General features: G+C 73.5%; 23 protein-coding genes and 1 tRNA gene. 9 read left to right on the forward strand and 15 right to left on the reverse strand.

All coding sequences use genetic code 11. From position 1 onward, the window contains the following. Positions 1–160 precede the first annotated feature (160 nt). Positions 161–3,625, forward strand: coding sequence for a S41 family peptidase (locus SGA01_RS31215; protein WP_141300677.1), 3,465 nt, complete (start codon positions 161–163; stop codon positions 3,623–3,625). 66 nt (positions 3,626–3,691) lie between these two features. Here SGA01_RS31215 and SGA01_RS31220 read toward each other — a convergent pair whose 3' ends face one another. Continuing rightward, positions 3,692–4,186, reverse strand: coding sequence for a GNAT family N-acetyltransferase (locus SGA01_RS31220; protein ID WP_141300679.1), 495 nt, complete (start codon positions 4,184–4,186; stop codon positions 3,692–3,694). A gap of 129 nt (positions 4,187–4,315) precedes the next feature. Between SGA01_RS31220 and SGA01_RS31225 the strand changes: the two genes are divergently transcribed. Then, positions 4,316–5,158: an IclR family transcriptional regulator gene (locus SGA01_RS31225; RefSeq protein WP_167534228.1), complete on the forward strand. Its 843-nt coding sequence runs from the start codon at positions 4,316–4,318 to the stop codon at positions 5,156–5,158. Here the strand turns inward: SGA01_RS31225 and SGA01_RS31230 are convergent. The 4 genes from SGA01_RS31230 to SGA01_RS31245 all read right to left on the reverse strand — a co-directional run bounded on the left by SGA01_RS31230 (position 5,146) and on the right by SGA01_RS31245 (position 8,798). Next, positions 5,146–5,331 (reverse strand): hypothetical protein, encoded by a 186-nt coding sequence (locus SGA01_RS31230; protein WP_141300683.1) that lies wholly within the window; start codon positions 5,329–5,331, stop codon positions 5,146–5,148. The genes SGA01_RS31225 and SGA01_RS31230 overlap by 13 nt on opposite strands. 112 nt (positions 5,332–5,443) lie before the next feature. Then, entirely contained in the window at positions 5,444–6,334 is an 891-nt protein-coding gene (locus tag SGA01_RS31235; protein WP_141300685.1) for an SDR family oxidoreductase, read from the reverse strand. Further along, a complete protein-coding gene (locus SGA01_RS31240; protein WP_141300687.1) occupies positions 6,331–7,257 on the reverse strand; it encodes an alpha/beta fold hydrolase in 927 nt (308 codons plus the stop codon). Before SGA01_RS31240 ends, SGA01_RS31235 begins: the two co-directional genes overlap by 4 nt. Beyond that, positions 7,254–8,798, reverse strand: a complete 1,545-nt coding sequence (locus SGA01_RS31245; RefSeq protein WP_141300689.1) for a flavin-containing monooxygenase — start codon at positions 8,796–8,798, stop codon at positions 7,254–7,256. Before SGA01_RS31245 ends, SGA01_RS31240 begins: the two co-directional genes overlap by 4 nt. Before the next feature lie 185 nt (positions 8,799–8,983). On the opposite strand from SGA01_RS31245, the gene SGA01_RS31250 reads away from it, so the two are divergent. From SGA01_RS31250 to SGA01_RS31270, 5 genes are all read left to right on the forward strand, one after another. Beyond that, entirely contained in the window at positions 8,984–9,607 is a 624-nt protein-coding gene (locus SGA01_RS31250) for a MerR family transcriptional regulator (protein WP_055646240.1), read from the forward strand. 128 nt (positions 9,608–9,735) lie between these two features. Further along, the gene (locus SGA01_RS31255) at positions 9,736–10,323 is read left to right on the forward strand and encodes a hypothetical protein (protein WP_141300691.1); all 588 of its coding nucleotides are present in this window, start codon (positions 9,736–9,738) and stop codon (positions 10,321–10,323) included. Between the two features lie 3 nt (positions 10,324–10,326). After that, positions 10,327–11,517 carry a peptidoglycan-binding domain-containing protein gene (locus SGA01_RS31260; RefSeq protein ID WP_141300693.1) on the forward strand — a complete coding sequence of 397 codons (1,191 nt, stop codon included), beginning with the start codon at positions 10,327–10,329 and terminating at the stop codon, positions 11,515–11,517. Beyond that, positions 11,514–12,224: an ABC transporter ATP-binding protein gene (locus SGA01_RS31265; RefSeq protein WP_141300695.1), complete on the forward strand. Its 711-nt coding sequence runs from the start codon at positions 11,514–11,516 to the stop codon at positions 12,222–12,224. The genes SGA01_RS31260 and SGA01_RS31265 overlap by 4 nt, the downstream gene beginning before the upstream one ends. Next, the gene (locus SGA01_RS31270) at positions 12,221–13,423 is read left to right on the forward strand and encodes an ABC transporter permease (protein WP_141300697.1); all 1,203 of its coding nucleotides are present in this window, start codon (positions 12,221–12,223) and stop codon (positions 13,421–13,423) included. The genes SGA01_RS31265 and SGA01_RS31270 overlap by 4 nt, the downstream gene beginning before the upstream one ends. Positions 13,424–13,433: 10 nt before the next feature. On the opposite strand, the gene SGA01_RS31275 is transcribed toward SGA01_RS31270, so the two are convergent. The 3 genes from SGA01_RS31275 to SGA01_RS31285 form a co-directional block, all read right to left on the reverse strand. Beyond that, positions 13,434–15,074 (reverse strand): sensor histidine kinase, encoded by a 1,641-nt coding sequence (locus SGA01_RS31275; protein WP_141300699.1) that lies wholly within the window; start codon positions 15,072–15,074, stop codon positions 13,434–13,436. After that, positions 15,071–15,781, reverse strand: a complete 711-nt coding sequence (locus tag SGA01_RS31280; RefSeq protein WP_141300701.1) for a response regulator transcription factor — start codon at positions 15,779–15,781, stop codon at positions 15,071–15,073. The genes SGA01_RS31275 and SGA01_RS31280 overlap by 4 nt, the downstream gene beginning before the upstream one ends. 82 nt (positions 15,782–15,863) lie before the next feature. Continuing rightward, complete coding sequence (locus tag SGA01_RS31285; RefSeq protein WP_141300703.1) at positions 15,864–16,667, reverse strand: exodeoxyribonuclease III; 804 nt, start codon at positions 16,665–16,667, stop codon at positions 15,864–15,866. 50 nt (positions 16,668–16,717) lie between these two features. On the opposite strand from SGA01_RS31285, the gene SGA01_RS31290 reads away from it, so the two are divergent. Further along, the gene (locus SGA01_RS31290; protein WP_141300705.1) at positions 16,718–17,197 is read left to right on the forward strand and encodes a GNAT family N-acetyltransferase; all 480 of its coding nucleotides are present in this window, start codon (positions 16,718–16,720) and stop codon (positions 17,195–17,197) included. Positions 17,198–17,298: 101 nt separating this feature from the next. Here the strand turns inward: SGA01_RS31290 and SGA01_RS31295 are convergent. The 7 genes from SGA01_RS31295 to galU all read right to left on the reverse strand — a co-directional run bounded on the left by SGA01_RS31295 (position 17,299) and on the right by galU (position 22,663). Then, positions 17,299–17,372, reverse strand: a tRNA-Ala gene (locus SGA01_RS31295). Positions 17,373–17,465: 93 nt separating this feature from the next. Then, a complete protein-coding gene (sepX, locus tag SGA01_RS31300; RefSeq protein WP_141300707.1) occupies positions 17,466–18,521 on the reverse strand; it encodes a divisome protein SepX/GlpR in 1,056 nt (351 codons plus the stop codon). Between the two features lie 137 nt (positions 18,522–18,658). Next, on the reverse strand, positions 18,659–19,270 hold the full coding sequence (locus tag SGA01_RS31305; protein ID WP_141300709.1) for a GNAT family N-acetyltransferase: 612 nt from the start codon (positions 19,268–19,270) through the stop codon (positions 18,659–18,661). Further along, a complete protein-coding gene (locus tag SGA01_RS31310; protein ID WP_174867568.1) occupies positions 19,267–19,803 on the reverse strand; it encodes a MogA/MoaB family molybdenum cofactor biosynthesis protein in 537 nt (178 codons plus the stop codon). The genes SGA01_RS31305 and SGA01_RS31310 overlap by 4 nt, the downstream gene beginning before the upstream one ends. After that, on the reverse strand, positions 19,800–20,285 hold the full coding sequence (moaC, locus tag SGA01_RS31315; protein ID WP_055642986.1) for a cyclic pyranopterin monophosphate synthase MoaC: 486 nt from the start codon (positions 20,283–20,285) through the stop codon (positions 19,800–19,802). The genes SGA01_RS31310 and moaC overlap by 4 nt, the downstream gene beginning before the upstream one ends. A gap of 58 nt (positions 20,286–20,343) precedes the next feature. Then, positions 20,344–21,612: a molybdotransferase-like divisome protein Glp gene (gene glp, locus SGA01_RS31320; protein ID WP_141300748.1), complete on the reverse strand. Its 1,269-nt coding sequence runs from the start codon at positions 21,610–21,612 to the stop codon at positions 20,344–20,346. 139 nt (positions 21,613–21,751) lie between these two features. Continuing rightward, positions 21,752–22,663, reverse strand: coding sequence for a UTP--glucose-1-phosphate uridylyltransferase GalU (gene galU / locus SGA01_RS31325; protein ID WP_055642985.1), 912 nt, complete (start codon positions 22,661–22,663; stop codon positions 21,752–21,754). Between the two features lie 104 nt (positions 22,664–22,767). Here galU and SGA01_RS31330 point away from each other — a divergent pair, with 104 nt between their 5' ends. Continuing rightward, positions 22,768–23,382 (forward strand): 5-formyltetrahydrofolate cyclo-ligase, encoded by a 615-nt coding sequence (locus SGA01_RS31330; RefSeq protein ID WP_141300711.1) that lies wholly within the window; start codon positions 22,768–22,770, stop codon positions 23,380–23,382. The last annotated feature ends 6 nt before the right edge of the window (positions 23,383–23,388 follow it).

Consider the following 23,388-nt stretch of genomic DNA (forward strand, 5'->3'; position numbering starts at 1 on the left):
CGGCTCCTCCGATCCGATGGTGCGAACGAAACGGTTTCGTACAGTACGAAGATACCCCCGCCCTCAACGAAACGAAACCGTTTCGTACGTGTCCTGGCCCACACGCACAGGCACACACGTACGAGTTGCCGCGCCCCCTCCGCGCGGAAAGCATGTACAGGTGAGTGACGACGTCGCGTATCTCCGGTTTCCGCACCTCCACGACGACCTGCTGTGCTTCGCGGCCGAGGACGATCTCTGGATCGCGCCCCTCGTCCCCGAGGGCCACCGCCCCGGCCGGGCCTGGCGACTGACCGTCGACCGCACCCGGGTCGGCCACCCGCGCTTCTCGCCGGACGGCCGCCACATCGCGTACACGAACTGGCGCAGCCTCGACCCGGAGATCCATCTCGTCCCCATCGACGGCGGCTCCGCCCGGCGCCTCACCTACTGGGGCTCCACCGACACCCGGGTCTGCGGCTGGACGCCCCCGGACCCCGACCGGGACGGCCGCTCCGACATCCTCGCCGTCTCCTCGCACGGGCAGCCCTTCTCGTACTACTCCTGGGCCTACACCGTCCCCACCGACGGCTCCCCCGGCCTCCGCATGCCCTGGGGCCCGGTCTCCGACATCAGCGTCACCGACGACCCCGGCGTCTGCGGCCACCCCGACGCCACCGGCAACGTCGGCGACCGCCGCACCCTCCTCCTCACCGGAAAGCCGCCGCACGAGCCGGCCGCCTGGAAGCGCTACCTCGGCGGCGCCACCGGTCGCCTCTGGCTGCACGGCGAACGGCTGCTGCCCGACATCGGCGGCCACCTGGACTGCGCGATGGCCGTCGACGGCCGGATCGCCTTCCTCTCCGACCACGAGGGCGTCGGCAACCTCTACTCCTGCCTGCCCGACGGCACCGACCTGCGCCGCCACACCGACCACGACGCCTTCTACGCCCGGCACGCCTCCAGCGACGGCCGCCGGGTCGTCTACCAGTGCGCGGGCGAGCTGTGGATCGTCGACACCCTCACGGCCGACTCCCGCCCCCGGAAGCTGGAGGTCCGGCTCGGCGGGCAGCGCGTCGGCCGCCGCCACTACCAGGTGCCCGCCGCCCACCACGTCGACGCGGTCTCCGTCGACGAGACCGGCCGGGCCAGCGCCGTCTCCGTCCGCGGCAGCCTGTACTGGCTCACGCACCGCGACGGCCCGGCCCGCACGATCATCGACACCCCGGGCGTCCGCGTCCGGCTGCCCGAGATGCTCGGCAGCGGCGGCCAGGTCGCGTACGTCACCGACGCCGAGGGCGAGGACGCCATCGAGGTCGCCTACCTGCCGCGGGCCAGCGGCGACCGGCCGCCGCGCCGGCTCGCCTCGGGCCGGCTCGGCCGGGTCGAGGAGCTCATCTCCGACCCGGACGGCGAGCGGCTCGCGATCGCCTCCCACGACGGGCGGCTCCTCCTCATCACCGTGTCCGAGGACGCGGCTGCCGTCGCGAACACCGAAGACACCGCGGACACAGAAGACACCGCGGACACCGCGGACACCGCGGACACCGAGGACACCGAGGACACCGGCGAGGACGCCACCGGGGGCTCCGCGGGAGGCTCCGAGGAAGGCGAGGTCATCGAGCTGATCCGGTCCGTCAACGGCCCCGTCCGCGACCTCGCCTTCTCCCCCGACGGCGCCTGGCTCACCTGGTCCCACCCCGGCATCGGCCGCTCCCTGCGCTCCATCAAGATGGCCCGCATCTCGGGGCCCGGCGCCCGGACCGTCGTCGACGTCACCAACGGCCGCTTCGAGGACGAGAACCCGGTCTTCACCCGGGACGGCCGCTATCTCGCCTTCCTCTCCTGGCGGGGCTTCGACCCGGTGTACGACGTGCACACCGGCGACCTGTCGTTCCCGCTCGGCTGCCGCCCCTACCTCGTGCCGCTCTCCTCCGCGACGCCCTCCCCCTTCGCGCTGCTGCCCGACGGGCGCCCCGCGGCCGGCGGCCTCGACCCCGCCGACGACGACACGGACACCGGCGACGGCACGGTCACCGTCGAGATCGAGGGGCTCCCCGACCGGGTCAGCCCCATCCCGGTCGCCGCCTCCAAGTACTCCGCGCTGCACCCCGTCAGCGGCGGCGGGCTGGTCTGGCTGCGCTGGCCGATCTCGGGCGCGCTCGGCGAGACCTTCGCCAATCCGGCCGACACCTCGGGCCGCCCCTCGCTCGAACACTTCACCATCACCAAGGCCCGCAAGACCGAACTCGCCAAGGACCTCGACTGGTTCGCGGTCAGCGGCGACGGCACCCGGCTCGTCGTCGCCGACGAGGGCGAGCTGCGGGCCGTGCCCTCCACCGAGTCCGGGGACGGCGACTCCACCGTCTACCTGGACCTGCGGCGCATCCTCCACGAGGTCGACCCGGGCGCCGAGTGGCGCCAGGCCTTCGACGAGGCCGGCCGGATCGTCCGCGCCTACTTCTGGGAACCCGGCATGGGCGGCGTCGACTGGCGGGCGGTCCTCGACCAGTACCGGCCGCTCGTCGAACGGGTCTCCTCCCCCGACGAGTTCGCCGACCTGCTCCGCGAGGTCGCCGGCGAACTGGGCACCTCGCACGCGTACGTCACCCCCGCCCGCCGCAACGAGGGCCCGCCGCACTACCAGCGGCCCATGGGCCTGCTCGGCGCCAACCTCGTACCCAGGGAGGCCGGCTGGACGGTGAAGCGGATCCTGCCCGGCGAGTCCTCCGACTCCAAGGCCCGCTCCCCGCTCGCCGGCACCGGCATCCGCGAGGGCGCCGTCCTCACCCATGTCGACGGCCGGCCCGTCGACCCGGTCGCCGGCCCGTACCCGCTGCTCTCCGGCACCGGCGGCACCACCGTCGAGCTGACCTTCACCCCCGCCGAGGGCGAGGGCCGCTCCCGCCGCGTCGCCGTCGTCCCGCTCGTCGACGAACGCCCGCTGCGCTACCAGGACTGGGTCGCCAAGCGCCGGGCGGTGGTCCGGGAGCTCAGCGGCGGCCGCTGCGGCTACCTCCACATCCCCGACATGGGCGGCTCCGGCTGGGCGCAGTTCAACCGCGACCTGCGCATGGAGGTCTCCCGGCCCGCGCTCATCGTCGACGTCCGCGGCAACGCCGGCGGCAACATCAGCGAGCTGGTCATAGAGAAACTCACCCGCAGGATCCTCGGCTGGGACCTCACCCGGAACGCCCAGCCCGTCTCGTACGCCTCGAACGCCCCGCGCGGCCCCGTCGTCGCGCTCGCCGACGAGGCCACCTCCTCCGACGGCGACATGATCACCGCCGCCTTCAAGCTCCTCGGCCTCGGTCCCGTCGTCGGGCAGCGCACCTGGGGCGGGGTCGTCGGCATGACCGGCCGTCACCGGCTCGGCGACGGCACCCAGATCACGGTCCCGATGAACGCGGCCTGGTTCCCCGAGTACGGCTGGTCCCTGGAGAACCACGGCGTCGAACCCGACCTCGCGGTCCTGCGCACCCCCCTCGACTGGGCCGAGGGCCGGCACGCCCAGCTCGACGACGCCGTGCACGTCGCCCTCTCGCTCCTCGACGAGACCCCGCCGGCCAGCCCCCCGGGCTACGAGGCGGTCCCCGACCGCTCCCGCCCGAAACTGCCGCCGCGGCCCACGGGGCCGGCCGGATAGGACCGCCCGAGCCCGGCATGATCCGAAAGGCAGGCCCTAGGCCCGGGCGCGGCCCGCACGGAAGCCCTACGTGCGGGCCGCGCCGAGGTCCAGCTCGTACGAGGTGCCCGGCTCGCCGTCCAGCGTCACGCTCCCGACCGCGCCGAAGCCGACCCGCCCGAGCACGGCCCTCGACCCCGCGTTGTCGAGGGTCGTGGCGGCGGTCAGCCGCGTCAGCCCGTACGCCTCCCGCGCCAGTCGGCACACCTCGCGCACCCCGGCCGTCGCCACACCCCGCCCGGTCGCCTTCTCGGCGACCCGGTAGCCGAGCTCGGCGGCCCCGTCGACGGCGTCCACGAGGTTGAAGCGGCCGAGTACCTCCCCGTCCTCCGCCACCAGGACGTGGAAGTGGATCGCACCGGTCTCCTGCTCGTCGAGGAGCGCCCGGTGCCGGTCCTCGAACTCCTCGAAGAACGCGTCTCCCCGGTCGGGCACGGAGGCGGCGAAGTAGGCCCTGTTGTCCCGCTCGAACGCGAGCAGGGCGGGCGCGTGGTCGGGGCGCAGTCGCTGCAGTTCAGGCATGGGGGGCACGGTATGCGCTCGCCTGGGAAAGGGCGCCCTAATATCCTGCGGCCCGGGGCCGGTCACGGCGGAAACCCGCCGGGCGGAGCACGCCGTCCAGGATGCAGAAGATGCAGAACAGGAAGCCGCATGCCCGATCGACAATCGACCGGCCAGACCCTCATCCAGTCCGTCCAGCGCGCCGTCCACCTCCTGCGCGCCCTGAACCACCGGGGCGGCAGCGCCAGCGCCAAACAGCTCGCGCGCGACACCGACCTGCCACTTCCCACCGCGTACCACCTGCTGCGCACCCTCTGCCACGAGGGCCTGGTGACCAAGGACCGCCACGGGTACGCCCTCGCGGACGCCGGCGGGCTCGCGATCCCGCAGTCCTCCGCTCCCGAGAGCCTGCCCACCCAGGAGTGGGCCGACCATCTCAGTCTGGAACTCGACGCCGCCGTCTACTTCGTCGTCTACCGCGAGGGCGAGATCCGGGTCACGACGGCCTCCCGCAACCCCGACTGCCCGCCCGTCAGCGAGTGGGCCGACTTCCGCCTCACCGGCCATGCGCACGCCGCCGGCCAGGTGCTCCTCGCGCAGCTCGGCGACGAGGAGCGCGCCGACCATCTCGACCGGCACCCCGCGACCCCGCTCACCCGGCACACGGTGGCGGGCCGCGCCGCCATCGAGCGCCGCCTCGCCTCCCAGCGGCGCGGGACGCCCCTCCTCGAGTACGAGGAGTACGCCCTCGGCTCCGTCTGCGCCGCCGTCCCCATCACGGTCGGCTCCTCGGCCGCCGCCCTGGCGATATCCCTCCCGTCCGCCCGGACGGCCGACCTCAGCCTGCTCGCGCGCCGCCTCCAGGACCGCGCCGAGAGCGTCCTCCTCGACCGGACCTTCTCGATCACCCCGCACGCGCCCCGCCCGGGAACGCGCGAAGGCGCACCCGGCGTCCCGGGTGCGCCTTCGAGGAGCGGGCGTCAGGCGTCGTAGTCCTGGTCGAAACGGTCCTGGGCCTCCTGCTGGGCCCTGCGCGTCTCGGCCTCGGTGCGGTCACGGCCCTGGGAGGCACGCTCGGACGCCTCGTCCTTCGCGTTGCCCCTGGCCTGCTTGGCCTGCGCCTGGAGCTGCTCCGCCTTGTCGCTGAACTGGTCTCGCTTACCCATGAAGGTTCACTCCTAGGAGGGTGTGAGGGGGACCCGGGGACATCGCGCCCCTTGGGTCCCGATCAGCCTTGCACGGGCGAACATTCCACGCATGTCGATCGAATACGCCCTGTCACCGCCGGGCCGTGTCCCCCGCGCGGGCCTGCTCGTCGGCCGCGCCGCCCGCGCCCACGAGCCCCTTGGAGACGGAGCCGAGACGGGGCTCGAAGCGCCGCATCTCCCGCTGCCCGACCGTCGCGATCATCCCGGGCAGATAGCCCCGGACCGACTGCATCCCGCGCAGCCACCACTGCGCGTACACGTGGGAGGAGCGCCGCTCGATGCCGGCGACGATCCGGTCGACGGCCGGGCCGAGGGGGTACGTGCGGTTCGCGGGCCACGGCAGCCGGGAGCGGAGCTCGCGCATCACGTCGTCCTGGTCGGCGCCGCGCACCATGTCGGTGTCGGTCCAGGACAGATAGCCGACGCCGACCTTCACGCCCTTGTACGCGACCTCGGCGCGCAGGCTGTGCGCGAAGGCCTCGACGCCCGACTTGGAGGCGCAGTACGCCGTCATCATCGGGGCCGGGGTGAGCGCCGCGAGCGAGGCGATCTGGAGGAAGTACCCGCGGGACTCCATGAGGACGGGCAGGAACGCCCGGCCGGTCACGGCGCCGCCGATCAGGTTGACCTCGATGACCCGCCGCCAGGCGTCGGGGTCGGACTCGACGAAGGGACCGCCCGCCGCGACACCGGCGTTGGCGACGACGATGTCGACCTTCCCGAACCGCTCCTTGACCTCGGCCGCGACCTTCGCCATGGCCTCGTGGTCGGTGACGTCGGCGTGCCACCAGTCGGCCTCGGTGTGCAGCCGGCCGGCGACCTCCTTGAGCTGCTCGGGCTCCAGGCCGACGAGCGCGATCTTCGCTCCGCGCGCGGAGAGCTTGCGGGCGAGGAGTTCGCCGACGCCTCGGGCCCCTCCGGTGACGACCGCGACCTGTCCTTCCAGGCTCATCCTGCTCATGCCTGCTCCTTCTGCTTCTCCTGGTCCCCGGACTTCACGCCCAGGTACGTGAGGGTCAGTTCGCGGATCTGCGCGGTGACGGCCTCGGGGGCCTCCACCGGCGTCATGTGGCCCATGCCGGCCAGCTGGACGAGGCCCGTGCAGTGCGGCAGCGCGTCCGCCATCGCGCGGGAGTGGACGGCCGGGGTGAGCCGGTCGGCGGTGCCGACGAGCACGGCCACCGGCAGCCGCAGCTCCCGCAGCCCGGCTTCGAGGTCGAGGCCGGCGAGGACCTGCGACCAGCCGTAGCGGGAGACGCGCGGACAGGCGTGCACGATCCGGGCGCAGGCCTCGACCCGGTCGGGCGCCGAGCCCGGTCCCATCGTCGCGTACTTGAGGACCTTCTTCGAGACGGCGTTGACCGGGCCGAGCGGCGCCTTCGCGCCGAGGACGGCCTTGGTCAGCCGGCTGCGCAGACCGCCGGGCCGCAGCGGTACGACGGTGGCCTCGGCGGTCAGCCGCGAGGGCCCGGTGGAGCAGAGGAGGACGGCGGCGGCGTGCTGTCGGAAGCCGGGGCGTCCGGCAGCGGCCATGAGCGTCATGCCGCCCATGGAGTGGCCGGCGAGGACGGCCCGCTCGCCGGGGCCGAGGGTGGCCGCGAGCACCGCCTCCAGGTCGTCGGCGAGCGCGGTCGTCGAGTAGCCGCCCGGAGCGGGCACGGGGGACCTGCCGTGGCCACGCTGGTCGTAGGCGATGACCCGGTGGTCGGCGGCGAGAGCCCGTATCTGCTCGGCCCAGAAGGTGATCGAGCAGGTCCAGCCGTGGGCGAGGACGACGGCGGGCGCGCCCTCGGGGCCGTACACCTCGACGTGGATCGGGGAGCCGTCCGCGGAGAGGGCGGTGAGCTCGCGGGGCGTGGGCAGGGGTATGAGGTGCGCGCTCACTGGGCGGCCTCCTTCTTGCGGGAGGCGGCGCGGCTCTTCGCCGGCGGAGCGGGCTCCGCCGCGCGGACCACCTCGTACTCGGAGAGGTCGACCTGCCGGGTCTCCTTGCGGAACTCGCCCGTCGTGCCCGGCCACAGCGTGGTGTTGCGGCCGTTGGCGTCGAGGTACCAGCTCTCGCAGCCGCCCGCCTTCCAGACGGTCCGCTCCATCCGGGCCTGCACCTTGCGGTTCCAGACGCCGACGGCGGAGGGACGGACGGCGAGGGCGGCGCGCCCGCCGCGACCGGAGGAGGTGAGCAGGGTGAGCTGGCGCAGGTAGTCGGCCATGTAGTTCAGCTGGGACTCGATCATGAGGATCATCGAGGAGTTCCCGAGGCCGGTGTTGGGGCCGATGACCGTCATGAAGTTGGGGAAGCCGGCGGCGGTGGCGCCGCGCAGCGCCTCCATGCCGCCCTTCCAGGTCTCGGCGAGGGTCTTCCCCTCGGCGCCGACGACCCTCTCGGCGATGGGCATGTCGGTGACGTGGAAGCCGGTGCCGAAGACGATCGCGTCGACCTCGGTCTCGGTGCCGTCGGCGGCGACGACGGTCGAGCCGCGGACCTCGCGCAGTCCGGAGGCGACGACGTCGACGTTGGGCTCGGCGACCGCCGGGTAGTACGTGCTGGAGAGCAGGATGCGCTTGCAGCCGATGCGGTACGAGGGCGTCAGCTTGGCCCGCAGCACCGGGTCCTTGACGGCCTTGGCGATGTTGGCCTTGGCGAGCTTCTCGATGAGCCCGAGTTCGTTCGGGTGCTTGGTGAAGGCGCCGACCTGGAGTTCGCGGATGCCCCAGAGGAGGCCGCGGCGGAGGGTGCCGGTGACGGGCACGGCGCGGTGCAGCCAGCGCTCGGGGCCGCTGATCGCCCGGTCCATGCGGCGCATGACCCACGGGGGCGTGCGCTGGAAGAGCGTCAGCTTCCCGACCAGGGGCTGGATCGCGGGCACGATCTGGATGGCGGAGGCGCCGGTGCCGATCATGGCGACGCGCTTGCCGGTGAGGTCGTAGTCGTGGTCCCAGCGGGCGGAGTGGAAGACCTTGCCGGGGAAGTCGGCGAGCCCGGGGATGTCGGGGATCTTGGGGTCGGAGAGCGGTCCGGTGGCGGAGACGACGACCTCGGCGCTGAAGCTGCCCCGGCTGGTCTCGATCTCCCAGCGGAGCGCCTCGGCGTCCCACTCCATCCGCAGCACCTCGTGGTTCAGGCGCAGGTGGGGACGGATCCCGAAGGTGTCCGTGACATGCTCCAGGTAGGCGCGGATGTGGCGCTGTCCGGAGAAGGTCCGCGGCCAGTCGGGATTGGGCGCGAAGGAGAAGGAGTAGAGGTGCGAGGGCACGTCGCAGGCACAGCCGGGGTAGCTGTTGTCGCGCCATGTGCCGCCCACGGAGTCGGCCCGCTCCAGGACGACGAAGTCGGTGATTCCCTCGCGACGCAGCCGGACGGCGGCGCCGAGGCCACCGAATCCCGATCCGATCACCGCCACCCGTACGTGCTCGTGCTTCGCCATGCCGCCTCCCGCGCGCCCGACAGATCACGCCAGCAATCACTGGCACAGTCGGGACTGTAGAGCAGCTCCATACCGAGCGGTAGGGGTACGGCGAGGGAAAGTTACCGGCGGTACAACATAGGCTGGCGTGCGTGGCAGAAGGATCAGTCGAAGGACCGGGAACCGGCGGCGTGCGCGAGTACCGCATGGAGGAGCTGGCGACGGCCGCCGGCATCACCGTGCGCACCCTCCGCTTCTACCGCGAGCGCGGACTGATCCCGCCGCCCCGCCGCGAGGGCCGCATCGCCTGGTACGACGAGCACCACCTCGCCCGGCTGCGCACCATCGCCGCCCTCCTGGAGCGCGGCCACACCCTCAACGGCATCGCCGACCTCACCAGCGCCTTCGAGAGCGGCCGGAACGTCCGCGAGGTCCTCGCCCTCGGCCCTCCCACCGAGGAGGAGCCCGTCCGCCTGACCCCCGAGGAGCTCGCCGACCACTTCGCCGGCGAGGTCACCCCCGAGAACCTCGCGGCCGCCCTCGACCTCGGCTACCTCGTCACGGACGGCGAGGAGATCGTCCACATCAGCCGCCGCCTGCTCGACGTCTCCGCCGCACTCGTCCGCGAGGGCATCCCGCTCGCCGAGGTCCTCAAGGCGGGCGCCCGCGTCCGCGAACACGCCGACGCCCTCGCGGAGCTCTTCACCGACCTGCTGCGCGCCCACGCGGCCGAGGACGACGTCTGGCGACTGCGCCCGCTCGCCAAGAACGTCGTCGAGGCGGAACTGTCCCTGGCCCTCGACCGCCGCCTGCGCTCCGAAGGCAGCTGATTCCGCGGTACGGGGCGGCCTCATGGCCGCCAGACAGGTTCTTCAAAGGTTCTTCATGATCCCGGCCCTACGGTCGGGCCACCCACCGCGCTCGCGGCCCGGGGCCCGACGGAAGGACGGAAGAACCGATGAGGACGAACCGCGTGCTGCTCGCCGCCGCGGCGGCCGCCGTGACCCTCGCGCTGACCGGCTGCGGCGGGGGCGGCGACGACGGGGCCGGCAGGATCCCGACGGCGGTCGAAGGCACCCCGTCCGGTGGTACGGGCAGGACGACCGGCAGCGGCGACGGAAAGGACGAGGTCACCGCGTACGTCGAATCCCAGCGCGCCTGGGTGAAGTGCCTGCGCGCGAACGGCATCGACGCCCCCGACCCGGACGGGAACGGCCAGGTCGACCTCGGCGACGCCCGCCCCCTCAAGGCGAACCCGGCCAGCCGGAAGGCGCTGGAGAAGTGCAGCAAGGACAAGCCGTCGGTCCCCGCCGAGATCGAACGGCGGCTCGCTCCCAAGCTCACCCCCGAACAGATCAAGAAGCAGTTCGAGTTCGCCGCCTGCATGCAGAAGAACGGCGCCCCCGACTTCCCCGACCCCGAGCCCGACGGCAACACCTACGGGGACGCCCAGTGGGACTCGACCACGGCCGCCGCCAAGCAGGCCGGCCGCACCTGCGCGCCGATCATCGGCGACCCGGTGGAGCAGGGCCCGGGCAAGGGCTGAGCGATGAGCGAGACGCACACGGAGGCCCCTCGCCGCCGGAGCCGTACCGTCCTCCTCTCCACGGCCTTCGTCGCGGTCACGACCGTCGCCGCGGTCGGCGCGCTCGGCCTCGGCGGCGGGGACGACGAGCCCCCCGCCGCCCCACCACGGGCGGGCTCCACGGTCGCCGTCACCCGCGTGACCCTCGTCGAACGGACCAAGGTCGAGGGGACGCTGGGATACGGGACCGAGATACCCCTTCCGGTGAAGGCGACCGGCACCGTCACCTGGCTCCCGGAGGCGGGCGCGACCGCCGAACGCGGGGACACCCTGCTGCGGGTCGACGACCGGCCGGTGGTGCTGCTCTACGGCACGCTGCCGATGTACCGCGAACTGGGCACGGCGGCCGCGACCGCCCCCGACCCGCCCCGGACCACGCCTCCGAAGCAAGAAGGTGACAAGAGCGCCAAGGGATCGGAGGCACCTCCGGCCGCCCCTCCCGCGACACCCCCACGCCCCCTGCCCCTCCGCGGCATGGACGTCCTCCAGTTCGAGTCCAACCTCGCCGCGCTCGGCTACACCGGCTTCACCGTCGACGAGGAGTTCACGTCCGGCACCGAACGGGCCGTCAAGCGCTGGCAGAAGGCCCTGGACCTGCCCGAGACCGGCCGGATCGGCCTCGGCGACGTCGTCTACGCCTCCGGCCGGGTGCGCCTCGGCCCGGCGGGCGTCCGGCTCGGCTCGGCCGCCGGCGAGAACGCCCTCACGTACACCGGCACGACCCGCAAGGTCGTCGTCAACGCCTCGGCGCAGGAGGCCTCCTGGGCCGCCCGCGGCACCGAGGTCACCGTCGGACTGCCCGACGGAAGCCCCTTGAAGGGCAGGGTCGCGTCGGTGGGAAGGGAGGCGGCCGCCCCCGAGGGCGGGGCCGGAGGGGCGGCCCCGACGGTCCCGGTCACGATCGCCCTCCCCGACCAGCGGGCCCTTGGCCGCCTGGAGAGCGGCCCGGTCACCGTCGAGTACGTGGGCCGGAAGCGCGAGGACGTCCTGAGCGTCCCGGTCGCGGCCCTGGTGGCCCTGGCGGAGGGCGGGCACGGCCTGGAGACCCCCGACGGCCGCTTCGTCGCGGCCCGGACGGGCCTGTTCGCCGACGGCATGGTGGAGGTGAGCGGCCCGGCGGTCACCGAGGGCATGAAGGTGAGGATCCCCCAATGAGCGCCCCCGACTCCGTCGTCGTGGAGTTCCGCGAGGTCTCGAAGACGTACCCCGGTGGGGTCGCGGCGGTCCGGGACGTGGACCTGCGCGTCCACCGCGGCGAACTCGTCGCGATCGTCGGCCCCTCGGGCTCGGGCAAGTCCAGCATGCTGAACCTGATGGGCAGCCTGGACCGCCCCTCGGCGGGACGGGTCCTCGTGGACGGCCACGACATCGCCGCCCTGACGGACCGGGAGGTCTCCGCGCTGCGGGCCACCCGGATCGGCTTCGTCTTCCAGCAGTTCCACCTGGCGGTCGGCGTCCCGGTCCTGGACTCGGTCGCGGACGGCCTCCTGTACGCCGGGGTCCCGCTGCGCCGCCGCCGGGCACGCGCCGCCTCGGCCCTGGCCAGGGTCGGGCTCAGCCACCGCGTCCACCACCTGCCGCACCAGCTCTCCGGCGGCGAGCGCCAACGGGTCGCGGTGGCGCGGGCGGTGGTCGGCGGACCGGCGGTCCTGCTCGCCGACGAACCGACGGGCAACCTCGACTCGGCGTCGGGCGCGGCGGTCCTGGCGCTGCTGCGCGAGCTGCACGCGGCCGGGACGACCGTCGTCGTCATCACCCACGACCGGGAGATCGCCGCCGCCCTGCCCCGCCGCATCGAGATGCGCGACGGCCGGGTGGTCGCCGACACGGTCACGGAACCCACGAGCGGAGCGCCCGCATGATCGACAAGGGCACCGGGCTGCGACCGGCCCGCCTGCGCCCCGCCGACGTGTTCCGGCTCGGCGGCACCGGCCTGCGCACCCGCCCCCTGCGGGTCTTCCTCTCCGCCCTCGGCATCGCGATCGGCGTCGCCGCCATGATCGCGGTGGTCGGCATCTCCGGCTCGGGCCAGGCGGAGGTGGACCGCCGCCTGGACGCGCTCGGCACCAATCTGCTCCGGGTCGCCCCGGGGGCCACCCTCGGCGGCGAGAGGACGCGGCTCCCGGCGGATGCGGTCCGCATGATCGACCGCGTCCCGCCGGTCCGTGAGGTCGCGGCCACCGGAGCGACCGGGGCGAAGGTCTACCGCAACGAGCGGATCGCCGTGGGCCGCACCGGCTCCCTGACCGTCCTCGCGGCGGACGAGGGCCTGCTCCCGGCCGTCGGCGGCCACGTCGGCCGGGGCCGCTGGCTGGACGCGGCGACCGCCACGTATCCGGCGGTCGTGCTCGGCGCGACGGCGGCGCAGCGGCTCGACGTGCACGCCCCGGGGACCCGGCTCTGGATCGGGGGCCGCTGGTTCTCGCTGATCGGCGTCCTCGACCCCGTACCCCTCGCTCCCGAGCTGGACGGCGCGGCGCTCGTCGGCGGGCCGGCGGCCCGGACGTACCTCCGGTTCGACGGTCGCCCTTCGACGGTCTACGTCCGTACCGACGACAGCGCGGTCGCGGCGGTGCGGGCGGTCCTCCCGGCCACGGCGAATCCGGCGAAGCCGGGCGAGGTGCAGGTGTCCCGCCCCTCGGACGCGCTCGCGGCCCGCGAGGCCACCGAGTCGACGCTCACCGGCCTGCTCCTCGGGCTCGGCGGGGTGGCGCTGCTCGTCGGCGGGGTCGGGGTGGGCAACACGATGGTGATCTCGGTCCTGGAGCGCCGCCCGGAGATCGGGCTGCGCCGGGCGCTCGGGGCCACCCGGGGCCAGATCCGCACCCAGTTCGTCACGGAGTCGCTGCTGCTGTCGGTGATCGGCGGCCTCGGCGGCACGGTCCTGGGGACGCTGATCACGGCGGCGTACGCCCTGAGTAGGGGCTGGCCGACGGTGGTCCCGGTGTGGGCGACGGCGGCCGGGGTGGGCGCAACGCTGGTGATCGGCATGCTCGCGGGGCTCTATCCGGCGGTCCGGGCGAGCCGGCTGGCGCCGACGGTGGCGCTCGCCGGCACCTGAGCGCACGCGGTCAGGCGGGCAGCACCACCGTGAACACCGACCCCACCCCCACCTCGCTCGTCACCTCGACGAGCCCGTCGTGGTCCGCCACGATCTGCCGGGCGATCGACAGCCCGAGGCCGCTGCCGCCGGTGGCCCTCCCGCGTGCCGCGTCCGCGCGCCAGAAGCGGTCGAAGAGGTACGGGAGGTCGGCGGCCGGGATCCCGCCGCCGGTGTCCCGGACCGCGATCCGCACGAGCCCGTCCTCCTCGGTCAGCTCCAGTCGCACCACACCGCCTGCCGGGGTCGTGTGCCGTACGGCGTTGCCGACGAGGTTGCCGAGCGCCTGGCGCAGCCGGTCCGGGTCCCCGTGCAGCCGTACGGTGCCGGGCCCCGCGCCCACCACGTCGAGCGCGACCCCGGCGGCCGCCGCCCGGGCGCTGTGGGCGGTGCGGCAGGCCTCGACCAGCTCGCGGGCGTCCAGCGCCCTGCGGTGGTAGGTGAGGGCGCCCGCCTCGGCGAGCGCCAGGTCCTGGAGGTCGTCCACGATCCGCTGCTGGAGCAGGACCTCCTCGTGGAGCGAGTCGAGGAGTTCGGCGTCGGCCTCCAGGACGCCGTCCTGGAGCGCCTCCAGATAGCCGCGGAGGTTGGCGAGCGGGGTGCGGAGCTCGTGCGCGATGTCGCCGACGAGCCGGCGCTGCCGCTCCTCGCTGTCCTGGAGGGAGTCGGCCATCCGGTTGAAGGAGCGGCCGAGCTCCCCGATCTCGTCCCGGCCCGAGGCGGGCACCCGGCGCCCGAGGTCGCCCTCGCCGAGGCCCTGGGAGGCCGCCGTCAGCGCCCGTACGGGGCGGAGGACGGCCCGGCTGAGCAGCAGCGCGCAGGCGAGCGCGGCGGCGGCCACTCCGGCGGCGACGACGGCGGTCGGGCCGGCGGCCAGGGACTGTCCGGCGTCGTCGACGGCGCCGAGCCGCACGGTGAGCGGCTGGGGGGCGACGGCGGCGGTCCGCTCGGTGAAGACCCGGCGCAGGCAGGCGAGCACCTCGGCCTTCGTGGCAGCGCGGCACGTCTCGGCGGCGGCGATGTCGGCGCGGCTCGGTGAGCCCGAGGCCGTCTCGGCGCAGGGCGCCGCGCCCGGCACGCCTCCCGGGGCCCTGCCGCCGTCCCGGAAGAGCGGGATCCCGAACTTGCCGGGCAGGACGGTGATCCGGTGGCCGGCGCGGGTCAGGCAGGCCGCGTAGGTGACGTTGGCGCCGTACTTGCTGATCACCGAGGGCGTGACCTTGCGCATGGATCCGATGGCGAAGCCCGAGGGGAAGGCCGGCTCGGGCCGCGCGTCGACGAGGAGCGCGGGCGCGGTGCCGCCGGGCCGCGGGTCCCGGCCGAGGAGGACGTCGGAGTCGGCGATCTGCCCCTGCCGGTCGGTGCCGACCCTGATCCGCTGCCCGGTCTCCTCGGCGAGGGCGCGGACGGTGGGGGCGATCCCGTCCCAGGTGCCGTGGTTCGCTCCGTAAGCGCGCAGCCGCTCGGTGATCCGGGTGGCGGACTCCCGGTCGGCGGCGGCGGACTCGCGGAGCTGGCTGGTGGCCTGGCGGAGGGTGAGCCAGGCGGTGGCGGCGGTGGCGGCGACCGCGACGAGCAGGATGAGCGCGAAGACCCGCACACGGAAACTCAAGCCCCCGCCCCCTCCGACGTGTCGGAGAGGCGGTACCCGCGCCCGTACACGGTCTCCAGACGGCGGGGCCGGGCGGGATCGGCCTCCAGCTTCAGCCGCAGGTTGCGGACGTGGACGTCGACCGTGCGTTCCAGGACGTCGCTGTCGAAGCCGAAGACCCGCTCGATGATCTGCGTCCGGGTGAAGACGCGGCCCGGTTCGCGGGCCAGGACCTCCAGGAGGGAGAACTCCTTGGAGGTCAGGGCCACCGGCCGGCCGGAGACGCGGACCTCGAAGCGGGCGGTGTCGAGCTCGACCTCGCCGACCCGCAGCAGCGCGTCGCGGACGGCGGCGCCGGTCGCCCGGGACCTGCGCAGGAGCGCCCGGACCCGGGCGGTCAGCTCGCGCGGGCTGTACGGCTTGGTGAGGTAGTCGTCGGCGCCGAGGTCGAGGCCGAGGAGCATGTCCTCCTCGGTGCTGCGCGCGGTCAGCAGGAGGATCGGCACGTCCGATCCCTCGGAGCGCAGGATGCGGCAGACGTCGAGTCCGTCGGCGAGGGGCAGCATCACGTCGAGCACGACGAGATCGGGCCGGGCGGACCGGACGCGCTCCAGTGCGGAGCGCCCGTCGGCCACGACCTGGACGGTGTTCCCCTCGCGCTCCAGATAGATCCGGATCAGCCGCGACTGCTTCGGATCGTCCTCGGCGACGAGAATGCGCGCGCTCACGACGTCCCCCCTACGTTTCCCGCACGGTATCCCGAGCGGGAAAAGGGGGAAACCGAAGGGGGAAACCGAAGGAGGAATGCCCCTACAGCTCGTAGACGGCGGTCACGGGGGCGTGGTCGCTCCACCGCTCGTCGTGGGTGGCGGCGCGCTCGACGTAGGCCTTGACGGCCTTGGCGGCGAGGCCGGGGGTGGCGACCTGGTAGTCGATGCGCCAGCCGCTGTCGTTGTCGAAGGCGCGGCCGCGGTAGGACCACCAGGAGTAGGGCCCCTCGACGTCGGGGTGCAGCGCGCGGACGACGTCGACGTACCCGCCGTCCCCGTCCTCGAGGACCCGTCCGAGCCACTCCCGCTCCTCGGGCAGGAAGCCGGCGTTCTTCTTGTTGGCCTTCCAGTTCTTGAGGTCGGCCTCGCGGTGGGCGATGTTCCAGTCGCCGCAGACGACGACCTCGCGCCCGTCGGCGGCGGCCCGCTCCTTGAGCTCCTTGAGGTACGGCAGGAACGCGTCCATGAACCGGTACTTCTCGTCCTGGCGCTCGGTGCCGACCTCGCCGGAGGGCAGGTAGAGGCTGGCGACGGTCACGCCGGGCAGGTCGGCCTCGATGTACCGCCCGCTGTCGTCGAACTCGCTCACCCCGAAGCCGACGCGCACCGCGTCGGGCTCGCGGCGGGTGTAGAGGGAGACTCCGGCGCGGCCCTTGGCGGCGGCGGGCGCGTGGGCGGTGAACCAGCCCTCGGGCGCCCGGACCTCGGCGGGCAGCTGCGACTCCTCGGCGCGGACCTCCTGCAGGCAGACGGCGTCGGCGGAGGTGCCGGCCAGCCACTCGACGAAGCCCTTCTTGGCGGCGGCACGGAGACCATTGACATTGACGGACGTGACAGTGAGCATCCCGGGAGAATACCGACACCCCCACGCTGCATACATGTACGATATTCCGCATGAACATCCAGCCCACGCCTTTCGACCACCCCGACGCCGTCAAGCTCAACGACGCGGTGCAGCTCGAATACGCCGCCCGCTACGGCGACGAGGGCGACGTCACACCGCTGGACGCCACGATGTTCGTCCCCCCGCACGGCCTGTACCTCCTCGCCTACGACGCGGAGGGCCGCCCTGTCGCCACGGGCGGCTGGCGCACCCAGAACCGGAACGACGAGGGCTACGCGGACGGCGACGCCGAACTGAAGCGCATGTACGTGGTCCCCGAGGCCCGCGGCCTGGGCCTGGCCCGCCGCGTCCTCGCCACCCTCGAATCCGACGCCCGCACGGCCGGCCGCATCCGCATGGTCCTGGAGACGGGCGACGCCCAGCCGGAGGCCATAGCCCTCTACACGTCCAGCGGCTACGAACCCTGCACCAAGTTCGGCCACTACCGCGACTACCCCAACAGCCGCTGCTTCGCGAAGAGCCTCGTCTGACCCCTCGGGGGGCGGGTGCCCCCTCGGGGGGGGGCGGACCGGCCGCACAAAAAGAAAGGATCCCGCCCGATCTTGCGATCGGACGGGATCCTCAGTGTCTGTGGACCTGTGGGGATTTGAACCCCAGACCCCCTCGATGCGAACGAGGTGCGCTACCAGACTGCGCCACAGGCCCTTGCGACGTGTGAAACATTAGCATCCCGACCGGCTCACGCAAAAATCCGTTCCGCCGCAGGTCACCGGGGGCCGTCGCGGGCCCCCGATGGGGTCACTCGTTGGCCGCCCGGGGGCGGTCCTCCTCCGCGTACTGGTCGAAGAGGGGCGTGCGGCCGTTGTCGCGGCCCCGGCGGGGCGGGGTGCCGCGGCGGCGGGGCGTCTGGGGCGGGGCGGGCGCCGGGGTCGGGTCGGCGGCCGTGGAGGAGCGGGCCGCGCTCCAGGTCTCCGGGTCCGTGATGTCGACGCCGCTCGACGCGCGCGGGGCGACCGGCGCCGTGACGTACGTGGGGAGCGGGACCGGTACCGGCTCCCAGCTGTCGCCGCGGGCCGGGCCGCGCTCACGCTGCTGGTCCACCCACTCCGCGTGGTCCGTCTGCTCGACCAGGGCGCGGCGGCCCGCCTCCTGCGGGGACACGGGCGCCGTCGAGACGGGGGTCTGGCCGGTCTCCGGCTCGGGCGTCGGGGTGGGGCGGCGGCTCTCACGCAGCCGGGCCGCCGCCGCTTCCGCGCGGCGCCGGTCCATCACGTACACGAAGCGGCGGCGCTCCTGGACCCGCAGGTGCACGATGTACGCGCTCAGGAGCAGCGCCGGGACCGCGGGGGCCCAGAGGAAGGCGACACCGCCGACGGCCGCGACGACCGCGCCGAGGGTGAACCCGGCGAAGAGGAGCGTCGTGGTGCGCCGGCGCCGGGCGAGGACCTTGCCCCGGCGGGCCCGCTCGGCCGCCGCCCCGCTCGTGGCGGGGCGCGCCGGCGCGGGGGCGGGTTCCGGTGCGGGTTCCGGCTCGGGCTCCGGGAGTTCGAGGCGCGCCTCGGTCCTGGCCGCGGGCGCGGAAAAGGCCCGGACGTCGACCGAGCTCAGGTGCTCGGTCGCCGCGTCCGGGTCCACGTCGGGCGTCGGTCCCTCCGCCGTAAGGTCCCGCTCTTTGAGCTCCTTGGCATACCGGCGCTCCATTCCCGCCCGTCCGGACAGCAGCCGGATGGCGGTGCTGAAGCGTTCCGTCGGACGGGCTTCGTTCAGCTCGTCCTGCCTGCGGAGCCACATCGGCACCAAGTAGGCGGCCCAGGCCCCGACGATGACTGCGTAGATGAGGCCGCTGCTGCTCACGCCTCACACGGTAGAGGGGTTCACGGGAGGGCATCGGCCAATTGGCCCGGTGTGTCGCACGATCTGGCTGATATCACTGAACTTTTTTGTGATTGTTCAGATCGTTTGCGTGCCAACTACCGATTAAATTCGAACACTTATTTTATTCTTGCCTGTCGCCAGCGCCGCAGCAATCCCTCCGGCACCTCCTCCACCGTCAGCGCGAAGACCAGATGGTCCCGCCACGCCCCGTCGATGTGGAGATAGCGGGGCCGCAACCCCTCCTCGCGGAAGCCGAGCTTCTCGACGACCCGGCGCGAAGGGCCGTTCTCCGGGCGGATGCAGACCTCCATCCGGTGCAGGCCGACCGCACGGAAGCAGTGGTCGACGGCGAGCGCGACCGCCGTCGGCATCACCCCGCGCCCAGCGACCTCGCTGTCCACCCAGTAGCCCACGTGCCCCGAGCACATCGAGCCCCAGGTGATCCCGGCCACCGTCAACTGCCCGACGAGACGCCCCTGGTACTCGATGACGAAGGGCAGCATCCGGCCCGCCTTCGCCTCCGACCGCAGATGGCGGACCATCTGACGGTACGTCGGCCGCTGCGCGACCGGGCCGCTCGGCGCCGGTGGCGGAACCGTCGCCTCCCAGCGCCGCAGCCACTCGCGGTTGCGCCGGTTCACCTCGCGCCAGGCCCGCTGGTCGCTCATCTTTATCGGGCGGAGGACGACGTCCCCGTCCACGAGGACCACGGGCCAGGACGGGATCATGACGATCTCGGGTGGTCGCCGCCGCGGACCTGGTCGACGGCGTGCCGCAGCAGCGGCTCCAGGACGGCCAGGCCGTCCTTCACCCCGCCCGGGGACCCCGGCAGGTTCACGATCAGCGTGCCGCCCGCGACACCGGCTAGACCGCGCGAGAGCGCCGCCGTCGGCACCTTCTCCCGGCCGTACGCGCGGATCGCCTCCGGGATGCCCGGGATCTCGCGGTCCAGGACCCGGCGGGTCGCCTCGGGGGTCTCGTCGGTGGGCGAGATGCCCGTACCGCCGGTGGTGACGATCACGTCGTACCCGGCGGAGACGCCCGCCCGCAGCGCGGCCTCGACCGGCGCCCCGTCCGGGACGATCTGCGGGCCTTCCACGGCGAAGCCCATGGCGGTCAGGCCCTCGGCGATCAGCGGACCGCCCTTGTCCTCGTAGACCCCGGCGGACGCCCGGTTCGAGGCGGTGACGACCAGCGCCCGGTACGGGGAGGACGAGGTGTCGTGCTCGTGCACCCCGGCCACCCGGCCCCCGCGCGTCACGAGCCGCTCCGCGTCCAGTGGCCCGACTTGCCGCCCGTCTTCTCCTCCACCCGTACGTCGGAGATGACCGCGCCCTTGTCGACCGCCTTGATCATGTCGACGACCGTCAGGGCCGCCACCGAGACCGCCGTCAGGGCCTCCATCTCGACGCCCGTGCGGTCCGTGGTCTTCACCGTCGCCAGGATCTCGACCGCCTCGTCCGTGACCGCCAGGTCCAGGGTGACGCCCGAGACCGCCAGCGGGTGGCAGAGCGGGATCAGGTCGGGGGTCTTCTTCGCCCCCATGATCCCGGCGATCCGGGCCGTCGCGAGCGCGTCGCCCTTCGGGACCCCCTCGCCGCGCAGCAGCTCGATCACGCGCGGCGAGACGAGGACCCGTCCGCTGGCCCGCGCGGTGCGGGCCGTGACGTCCTTCGCGGAGACGTCGACCATGCGGGCCGCCCCCGCCTCGTCGATGTGGGTGAGACCTTGCTGCGTGCTCATGGCCGTGACACTCCCGGTCGCTGTATGGGGACGACACCGTACCCCCACCCTCGCCCCCTCAGCCGAGGAGGACCACTTCCAGCTCGCTGCCCGGCTCCACGCCGTCCGCCTCCTCCGGGACCACGAGCAGGCAGTCCGCGTGCGCGAGGGCCGCGATGAGATGCGAGCCGGCACCGCCCACGGGAGTGACGGTGCCCGCCTCCGCGTCGTACGCGCCACGGAGGAACTGGCGGCGGCCGACCGGGGACGACAGCGCCTTGTCGGCGGCGAGGACCGCCCGGACCGTGGGCCTGTGCAGGTCCTTCACACCCATCAGGGCCCGGATCGCGGGACGTACGAACAGCTCGAAGGAGACGTACGAAGAGACGGGATTGCCCGGCAGCGCGAGCAGGGGGATCTGCTCGTCGCCGATCGCGCCGAAGCCCTGCGGCTTGCCCGGCTGCATCGCCAGCTTGCGGAAGTCGACCTGCCCGTCCGCGGTCAGCGCCTCCTTCACCACGTCGTACGCCCCGACGCTCACCCCGCCCGTCGTCACGATCAGGTCCGCCCGGATGAGCTGGTCCTCGATCGTGGCCCGCAGCGTCTCGGCGTCGTCGGTGACGGCACCCACCCGGTAGGCGAGGGCGCCGGCGTCCCGCGCGGCGGCGGCCAGCGCGAAGCTGTTGGAGTCGTGGATCTGGCCCTCGCCCAGCGGCTCGCCGGGCTGGACCAGCTCGCTGCCGGTGGAGATCACGACCACCCGGGGGCGGGGACGGACCTTCACCGTGCCCCGGCCGATCGCGGCGAGCAGCCCGATCTGCGGCGGCCCGAGGACCGTGCCCGCCGCGAGGGCCAGCTCCCCGGCCCGTACGTCGCTGCCGCGCGCGCGGACGTGCGCCCGGGCCTCGGCCGCGCGGTGCACCCGCACCTCGCCGCCCGCACCCTCCGGGGCGGCGCTCGCGGCGCGCATGCCGGTGGCCGCGCCCCCGCCCGTACCGCCGTCGGTCCACTCGACGGGGACCACGGCCTCGGCGCCGGGCGGCAGCGGGGCGCCCGTCATGATCCGGGCGGCCTGCCCGGGGCCGACGGTGGGCAGCCCGCCGTCACCGGCCGCGACGTCCCCGATGACCGTGAGGACGGCGGGGAACTCCTCGGTGGCACCGGCGACATCGGCGACCCGCACCGCGTACCCGTCCATGGAGCTGTTGTCGAAGGGCGGCAGCGCGACCGGCACCGTCACGTCCTCGACGAGGACACAGCCCTGCGCGTCGAGCAGTTGGAGCTCGATGGGTTCGAGCGGGCCGACCGTCGCGAGGATGTCGGCGAGGTGCTCGTCCACCGACCACAGACCGCGGGCCGGACCCTCGCAGGGGTCCGCCGGGCCGTGCTCGGGGCCGTGGCCGTGCTCGTGCTCATGGCCGTGCCCGTGGCCGTGCTCATGGCCCTGCTCGTCGGACGGCGACGGTGCCGCGCTGCTGCTCAAGGTCCTACATCTCCTCGCTGACATACCTCCGGAGCCAGTCCCGGAAGTCCGGTCCCAGATCTTCACGTTCGCACGCGAGTCTGACAATGGCACGCAGATAGTCCCCGCGGTCACCGGTGTCATAGCGGCGGCCCTTGAACACGACACCGTGCACCGGCCCGCCGATCTTCTCGTCGGCGGCGAGCTTCTGCAGGGCGTCGGTCAGCTGGATCTCCCCGCCGCGGCCCGGCTCGGTCTCCCGCAGCATCCCGAAGACGGCCGGATCCAGTACGTAGCGGCCGATGATCGCGTAACTGCTCGGCGCCTCCGCCGGCTCCGGCTTCTCCACCAGGTCCGTCACGCGCACGACGTCCGAGTCGGCGGTCGCCTCGACGGCCGCGCAGCCGTACAGGTGGATCTGCGAGGGCTCGACCTCCATCAGGGCGATCACACTGCCGCCCTCGCGCTCCTGGACCTCCACCATCCGCGCGAGGAGCGGGTCCCGGGGGTCGATCAGGTCGTCGCCGAGGAGCACCGCGAAGGGCTGGTCGCCGACGTGCGGGGCCGCGCACAGCACCGCGTGGCCGAGGCCGCGCGGGGCGCCCTGGCGCACGTAGTGCATCGTGGCGAGGTCGCTGGACTCCTGGACCTTGGAGAGGCGCTCGTCGTCGCCCTTCCGGATCAGAGCTTCCTCCAGCTCGTAGTTCCGGTCGAAGTGGTCCTCAAGGGGACGCTTGTTGCGGCCGGTGATCATCAGAACATCCGAGAGACCGGCCGCGACGGCCTCCTCGACGACGTACTGGATCGCCGGTTTGTCGACGACCGGCAGCATCTCCTTCGGCGTCGCCTTGGTGGCCGGGAGGAAGCGGGTTCCGAGGCCCGCGGCCGGGATGACAGCCTTGCTGATCCGGCCGAGCCTGGGGAGCGACTGATTCATGGAGTGCACCTTAGTCGTTCGGAATGAGAGAAAGATGTGGCTTCGATTAACTTCATGCACATAAAGACAGTTACGAGACTTTCGTGAATTCAGATGAGGTCCCCATGGCATCCGAGACATCCGAATCGTCCGAAAAGCCCCTGCTGCGCAGTCGACTTCTGGCCGCCCGCGCCGCCCTGAGCGCCGAATCCCGCGCGGACGCGGCCGATTCCCTCGCCCGCCACGGAGTGGAACTGGCCGAGCTCGCCGAGGCGTCCACCGTCGCCGCCTACGTCTCCGTGGGCCGCGAGCCGGGCACGCGCGCGCTGCTCGACGCCCTGCACGCGCGCGGGGTGCGGGTCCTGCTCCCCGTACTGCTCCCCGACAACGACCTGGACTGGGCCTCGTACGAAGGTCCGGAGCATCCGGAGCGACTCGCGAAGGCCGGCCGCGGACTCCTCGAACCGGTCGGCCCCCGCCTCGGGCCCGAGGCCGTCTGCGCCGCCGACGCCGTCCTGCTGCCGGGCCTCGCGGTCGACGGGCGCGGGATGCGCCTCGGACGGGGCGGCGGCTCGTACGACCGGGTCCTCGCCCGGCTCGCGCGGGCGGGCAAGGACCCCGCCCTCGTGGTGCTCCTGTACGCGGACGAGGTGGTCGCCCGGGTCCCGGAGGAACCGCACGACCACCCCGTGCACGCCGTGGTGACCCCGGCCGGGGTCACCCGCTTCCGTACCGCCTGATCAGGG

It is taken from the genome of Streptomyces gardneri (genome assembly GCF_006539185.1).
In the GTDB taxonomy this organism is placed as follows: Bacteria; Actinomycetota; Actinomycetes; order Streptomycetales; family Streptomycetaceae; genus Streptomyces; species Streptomyces gardneri.